We start from the raw sequence: 3,166 nt of genomic DNA, 5'->3' as shown, positions 1-3,166 counted from the left end.
TGCTTTCGCAATTGGGGTTTCGGAATTTAATCTTGACGATGACCTACTCTCACATGGGGAAACCCCACACTACCATCGGCGATGCATCGTTTCACTGCTGAGTTCGGGATGGGATCAGGTGGTTCCAACGCTCTATGGTCGTCAAGAAATTCGGGTACTGAGTCGCGACCTGATGGCCTCGCTTCAGCAAATTGGGTATGTGACAGCTGTCGGTGTTTTGTGAACATCGAACTTTCGGTTCGTTTCGTCTTCACACACCGCAATCTGGTCTCTTCGACGCAAATTGCTTGGGTGTTATATGGTCAAGCCTCACGGGCAATTAGTATTGGTTAGCTCAACGCCTCACAGCGCTTACACACCCAACCTATCAACGTCGTAGTCTTCGACGGCCCTTCAGGGAACTCAAGGTTCCAGTGAGATCTCATCTTGAGGCAAGTTTCCCGCTTAGATGCTTTCAGCGGTTATCTTTCCCGAACATAGCTACCCGGCAATGCCACTGGCGTGACAACCGGAACACCAGAGGTTCGTCCACTCCGGTCCTCTCGTACTAGGAGCAGCCCCTCTCAAATCTCAAACGTCCACGGCAGATAGGGACCGAACTGTCTCACGACGTTCTAAACCCAGCTCGCGTACCACTTTAAATGGCGAACAGCCATACCCTTGGGACCGGCTTCAGCCCCAGGATGTGATGAGCCGACATCGAGGTGCCAAACACCGCCGTCGATATGAACTCTTGGGCGGTATCAGCCTGTTATCCCCGGAGTACCTTTTATCCGTTGAGCGATGGCCCTTCCATACAGAACCACCGGATCACTAAGACCTACTTTCGTACCTGCTCGACGTGTCTGTCTCGCAGTCAAGCGCGCTTTTGCCTTTATACTCTACGACCGATTTCCGACCGGTCTGAGCGCACCTTCGTACTCCTCCGTTACTCTTTAGGAGGAGACCGCCCCAGTCAAACTACCCACCATACACTGTCCTCGATCCGGATAACGGACCTGAGTTAGAACCTCAAAGTTGCCAGGGTGGTATTTCAAGGATGGCTCCACGCGAACTGGCGTCCACGCTTCAAAGCCTCCCACCTATCCTACACAAGCAAATTCAAAGTCCAGTGCAAAGCTATAGTAAAGGTTCACGGGGTCTTTCCGTCTAGCCGCGGATACACTGCATCTTCACAGCGATTTCAATTTCACTGAGTCTCGGGTGGAGACAGCGCCGCCATCGTTACGCCATTCGTGCAGGTCGGAACTTACCCGACAAGGAATTTCGCTACCTTAGGACCGTTATAGTTACGGCCGCCGTTTACCGGGGCTTCGATCAAGAGCTTCGCGTTAGCTAACCCCATCAATTAACCTTCCGGCACCGGGCAGGCGTCACACCCTATACGTCCACTTTCGTGTTTGCAGAGTGCTGTGTTTTTAATAAACAGTCGCAGCGGCCTGGTATCTTCGACCGGCATGAGCTTACGGAGCAAGTCCTTCACCCTCACCGGCGCACCTTCTCCCGAAGTTACGGTGCCATTTTGCCTAGTTCCTTCACCCGAGTTCTCTCAAGCGCCTTGGTATTCTCTACCCAACCACCTGTGTCGGTTTGGGGTACGGTTCCTGGTTACCTGAAGCTTAGAAGCTTTTCTTGGAAGCATGGCATCAACCACTTCGTGTTCTAAAAGAACACTCGTCATCAGCTCTCGGCCTTAAGATCCCGGATTTACCTAAGATCTCAGCCTACCACCTTAAACTTGGACAACCAACGCCAAGCTGGCCTAGCCTTCTCCGTCCCTCCATCGCAATAACCAGAAGTACAGGAATATTAACCTGTTTTCCATCGACTACGCTTTTCAGCCTCGCCTTAGGGACCGACTAACCCTGCGTCGATTAACGTTGCGCAGGAAACCTTGGTCTTTCGGCGTGGGTGTTTTTCACACCCATTGTCGTTACTCATGTCAGCATTCGCACTTCTGATACCTCCAGCAAGCTTCTCAACTCACCTTCACAGGCTTACAGAACGCTCCTCTACCGCATCATCCGAAGATGATACCCGTAGCTTCGGTGTATGGTTTGAGCCCCGTTACATCTTCCGCGCAGGCCGACTCGACTAGTGAGCTATTACGCTTTCTTTAAAGGGTGGCTGCTTCTAAGCCAACCTCCTAGCTGTCTAAGCCTTCCCACATCGTTTCCCACTTAACCATAACTTTGGGACCTTAGCTGACGGTCTGGGTTGTTTCCCTTTTCACGACGGACGTTAGCACCCGCCGTGTGTCTCCCATGCTCGGCACTTGTAGGTATTCGGAGTTTGCATCGGTTTGGTAAGTCGGGATGACCCCCTAGCCGAAACAGTGCTCTACCCCCTACAGTGATACATGAGGCGCTACCTAAATAGCTTTCGAGGAGAACCAGCTATCTCCGAGCTTGATTAGCCTTTCACTCCGATCCACAGGTCATCCGCTAACTTTTCAACGGTAGTCGGTTCGGTCCTCCAGTTAGTGTTACCCAACCTTCAACCTGCCCATGGATAGATCGCCCGGTTTCGGGTCTATTCCCAGCGACTAGACGCCCTATTAAGACTCGCTTTCGCTACGCCTCCCCTATTCGGTTAAGCTCGCCACTGAAAATAAGTCGCTGACCCATTATACAAAAGGTACGCAGTCACCCAACAAAGTGGGCTCCCACTGCTTGTACGCATACGGTTTCAGGATCTATTTCACTCCCCTCTCCGGGGTTCTTTTCGCCTTTCCCTCACGGTACTAGTTCACTATCGGTCAGTCAGTAGTATTTAGCCTTGGAGGATGGTCCCCCCATATTCAGACAAAGTTTCTCGTGCTCCGTCCTACTCGATTTCATGACTAAGAGATTTTCGCGTACAGGGCTATCACCCACTATGGCCGCACTTTCCAGAGCGTTCCGCTAATCTCAAAGCCACTTAAGGGCTAGTCCCCGTTCGCTCGCCACTACTAAGGGAATCTCGGTTGATTTCTTTTCCTCAGGGTACTTAGATGTTTCAGTTCCCCTGGTTCGCCTCTTGCACCTATGTATTCAGTACAAGATAACCATCTTATGATGGCTGGGTTCCCCCATTCAGACATCTCCGGATCAAAGTCTGTTTGCCGACTCCCCGAAGCTTTTCGCAGGCTACCACGTCTTTCATCGCCTCTGACTGCCAAGGCATC

The 3,166-nt window shown here is 51.8% G+C and carries 2 rRNA genes (1 of these 2 only partly in view); both read right to left on the bottom strand.

The annotated features are described in order from the left end of the window. Positions 1–30: 30 nt before the first annotated feature. A 5S ribosomal RNA gene (rrf, locus tag CKW18_RS29435) occupies positions 31–146 on the bottom strand. A 152-nt stretch (positions 147–298) separates the two neighbouring features. Continuing rightward, a 23S ribosomal RNA gene (locus CKW18_RS29430) occupies positions 299–3,166 on the bottom strand; it runs 26 nt beyond the window's last position.

The organism is Pseudomonas sp. Irchel 3E19, from assembly GCF_900187585.1.
Classification (GTDB): domain Bacteria; phylum Pseudomonadota; class Gammaproteobacteria; order Pseudomonadales; family Pseudomonadaceae; genus Aquipseudomonas; species Aquipseudomonas baetica.
Note: the sequence above shows the minus strand (reverse complement) of the source record. Positions and strands in the feature narration are given on the sequence as shown.